Source organism: Streptomyces sp. NPDC056503 (assembly GCF_042794995.1).
GTDB lineage: Bacteria > Actinomycetota > Actinomycetes > Streptomycetales > Streptomycetaceae > Streptomyces.
Genome location: NZ_JBHTST010000251.1, coordinates 1 through 4,076 on the forward strand (window position 1 = coordinate 1; position 4,076 = coordinate 4,076).

The window sequence follows — 4,076 nt, forward strand, 5'->3', positions numbered from 1 at the left end:
TGAGGGCGGCTGGAGAGGCGCCTGTACGGGCCGTGAAGCACCCCCTGCCACCGCCGTGGTCCCGTCACGCCGTCACAGGATCATCCCCGCGGGGGCGGGGAGCAGCGGAGGCGGAACCCGATCCTGTCGCCGGCGGGGGATCCGTCCCCGGGCGAGCGGGGAGCAGTCTTCCTGACCTGCAAGTTCTACCTCATCGGCTGCTGGGGCTGAACCACTTTCACCAAAGCAGATAAACAGCCCATACCGTCAAGGGGGCTGGCCTGGCTGAACACACCCGGGTCGTACGGCGCTGCGGATCCTTCCCGGCTTTGGACTCTGTCTTCCGAGCACGTTGTGCACCGGCGCTTCGCAGGGTGGCGGAATGACTCCGGTGGTGTGTCCTGGGATTTCACGTTTCTCCTGCGCAGGTGAGGTGCCGTCAGGAAAACTGCGGGGCAGGCCGATCGAGCGCGCCGTTCGCGGGCGGGGGTGGAGGGGGAAGCTGTGGCGAAGGTGACGCTGTCCGAGGCGGTGGCAGAGCTCCGCGAGGAGCTGTACCGGGCCGCGGGCGCCAGCCCCGGTGAGCAGTTCCGGTTCGAGGTCGAGCAGGCCGAGCTGTGTCTGGAGGTCGAGTTCCGCAAGGACGGCAACGGCAAGGTCAGCGTCGAGGTCGGCGCCTTCGGCACCAAGGGTGGTGTGGAGGCCGGGGGCGGGGGCGGGGTCACGCACCGGCAGACGCTGACCCTGACGCTGAACGTCCGCGACGAGGCCCTCGGTGGACAGCCCGCCCGCATCCGCCACCAGAATGTGCCCGGCGGGCAGCCGGGAGCCGACACCCCGCCCGGCGGCGACGCCTGAACAGTGACGAACCCGGAGACGCAGGCGTAGCGGGAGAACGACAGTGGACGCTCAGAGGACGGCCTACATCAAGCCCGACCAGCCGGTCGGGGGGTCGGGGTCCGGCTATCTCATCGGGCCACGGCTCGTGCTGACCGCACTCCACGTCGTCCACGACAGTGGCATCCGCGCGGAAGGCGCCACCGTCTGGGTCGGGCACCCCCGCACCGAAGCCGGAGTCCACCAGCGCACGGCGACGGTCATCTGGCCGGCCACTGACGCTGGTCCCGACAGCGCCGGGGTGCCGGATGTCGCGCTGCTGCTTCTCGACGAGGACGCCGACGCGGGCCTGACCACGGCTGTGCGGTGGGGACGGCCCCAGGGCGATGCTCCCCTGGGCTATCGCGGAATCGGGATTCCGGCGTTCTCCACCACTCCGGGTGGTGCCGTCCAGTACGAGAACCTCCGCGGCGAACTCGCTCCCCTGACCACCGCCGGCCGGCGCTGGGTCCTGGACTGCAAGGTCTGGCCCGCCGCCACACGGCAGGAGGAACGCCCCTGGGCGGGTGCTTCCGGCGCCGCCGTCTTCAGCGGCAGTCACCTCGTCGGTGTCGCCGTCGAGTACGGCACCGGCATGGGCGAGCGGCGCCTGACGGCCGAGCCCGTCCACCGGCTCCTCGACGACCCCGGATTCACCGCGCTGCTGGCCGAGCACGGCTTTCCCGGCACCCCGCACACCGCCGACGACATCACCGCTCCCGCCGGTGAGGCGACCGGGGTGGTGTGGCCGCGGCAGTTCGGCACCGTCCCCGAACTCGCCACCGCCTACCAGCACCGCGCCGTCGTCGACCAGCTCACCGCCGCACTGGCCGCCGGCGACACCACCATCCAGGCCGACACAACCAACACGGGCACCGTCTCTGGTGATGCGGCGGCCGTCGTCACCGGACTCGGCGGCGTGGGCAAGACCCAGCTCGCCGTCCACCACGTCCAGCAGGTCCGCCAGGCAAGCGGGCTGCCCGTCCCCGCCGGCAGCGTGCCTCACTCCCCTACGGATGCTGTGCCGGCCGTCGACCTGCTGCTCTGGATCACGGCCGGCGACACTGCCACCATCACCGCCGCCTACGCCCAGGCCGGCCAGGAACTCGGCAAAGCCGGCGTTCCCGTCGCCGGCGGTGAGAACGCCGACCAGGCCGCTCAGGGGTTCCTCGCCTGGCTCCAGACAACGAGCCGGCGCTGGCTCGTCGTCCTCGACGACGTCCCCGCCGCCGGAGTGCTCCGTGGTCTGTGGCCGCCGGCCACACCGACGGGACGCACCCTCATCACCACCCGCAACCGGGATACGGCGCTCACCGAAGGACGCCGTCAGATCAGCGTCGGGCTCTTTACTCCCGACGAAGCCGTCCACTACCTCCGCCAGCGCCTGGCCGGTACCGGTGTCAATCCGGACGACGCCGAGCTGCGGCAGCTGGCGGACGACTTCGGGCACCTTCCGCTCGCCCTGGCCCAGGCCGCCAGCTACATCCGCGAGAACGCCCTCACCCTGGACGAGTACCGCACCGAACTCGCCGAGGTGCCACTGGACGAGGCGCTGCCCGGGATCGACGGCCTGCCCGACCGGCAGGCCCACACCGTCACCGCCGCCTGGACCCTGTCCATCGACTACGCCAACACCCTCACCCCCACCGGACTCGCCCGGCCCCTCCTGCACGTCCTGGCGCTCCTCGACCCCAACAACACACCCGACGGCATCACCGCGGCACCCGCCCTCCAGCAACACCTCCAGCAGACACGAGACACCGGAATGGAGGTCCTGGGCAGGCCGGTGACCGAGCGGGACGTGAAACGGGCGCTACGGGTGCTCCACCGGCTCCACCTGACGGACATCACCGCTGACAACGCCCTGCGCACCCATCAGCTCCTCCAGCGCACCCTCCGGGAATCACGGGCCTCTGGGGAGATCGACCGGCTCGGGGCCGTCGCCGCCGAAGCGCTCCTCGAGAGCTGGCCCGAGCAGGAGGTGCCCGGCAGCAGGCAGTACCGAGCCGCCACCGCTTCCCTGGCCACCCACACTGTCCCGCGGGACCCCGACGACGGCGGTCTGCACCCCGTCCTCTTCCGCGCCGGCACCACCCTCGGCGAAGCCGGACAAGCCACCGCCGCCCGCAACCACTACCAACACCTCCACACCACCGCACATCAGCTACTCGACCCGGATCACGCTGACGCCTTGAACGTCCGCGGCAACCTGGCTCGGTGGCGCGGTAAAGCCGGTGACCCCGCTGGCGCTGCGGACGCCTACACAGACCTCCTCGCCGACTGCCTCCGCGTTCTCGGACCCGGCCACCCCCACACACTCGCCACCCGCAACAACCTCGCCTACTGGCGCGGTGAAGCCGGTGACCCCGCTGGCGCTGCGGACGCCTACACAGACCTCCTCGCCGACTGCCTCCGCGTTCTCGGACCCGACCACCCTGGCACCCTCGCCACCCGCAACAACCTCGCCGCCTCGCGCGGTGAAGCCGGTGACCTCACAGAAGCCGCGGACGCCTACACAGGCCTCCTCGCCGACTGCCTCCGTGTCCTGGGACCCGACCATCCCCACACCCTCGCCACCCGCAGCAACCTTGCCGCCTCGCGCGGTGAAGCCGGTGACCCCACAGAAGCCGCGGACGCCTACAACGAACTCCTCACCGACCATCTCCGCATCCTGGGACCCGACCACCCCGACACCCTCACCACACGCCACAACCTCGCCTACTGGCGCGGTGAGGCCGGCGATGTCACCAGCGCCGCACAGGCCACGGCCGAACTTCTCACCGACCAACTGCGCATCCTCGGACCCGACCACCCCGCGACCCTCACCACCCGCGGCAACCTCGCTGCCTGGCGCGGCGAGACCGGCGACACCGCAGAAGCCGCGGACGCCTACAACGAACTCCTCACCGACCATCTCCGCATCCTCGGACCCGACCACCCCGACACCCTCACCACACGCAACAGCCTCGCTGGCTGGCGAGGCGAAGCCGGCGACCCCACCGGCGCCGCGGACGCCTTCGCCGAACTGCTCACCGACCAACTCCGCATCCTCGGACCCGACCACCCCCACACCCTCACCACACGCAGCAACCTCGCCCGATGGCGAGGCAAAGCCGGAGACCCCGTCGGCGCCGCGGACGCCACCGCCGAACTGCTCACCGACCAACTCCGCATCCTCGGACCCGACCACCCCCGCGCCCTCGCGACCAGATACCAGTGGG

Annotated in this window: 2 protein-coding genes; both read left to right on the forward strand. The window is 71.2% G+C overall.

Features of this window, described 5'->3' with window-relative positions; genetic code table 11:
- Positions 1-483: 483 nt before the first annotated feature.
- Positions 484-837: a trypco2 family protein gene (locus tag ACFQ8C_RS36685; RefSeq protein ID WP_383466252.1), complete on the forward strand. Its 354-nt coding sequence runs from the start codon at positions 484-486 to the stop codon at positions 835-837.
- A 43-nt stretch (positions 838-880) separates the two neighbouring features.
- The coding region (locus tag ACFQ8C_RS36690; protein ID WP_383466254.1) for a tetratricopeptide repeat protein at positions 881-4,076 on the forward strand (3,196 nt) is incomplete at its 3' end.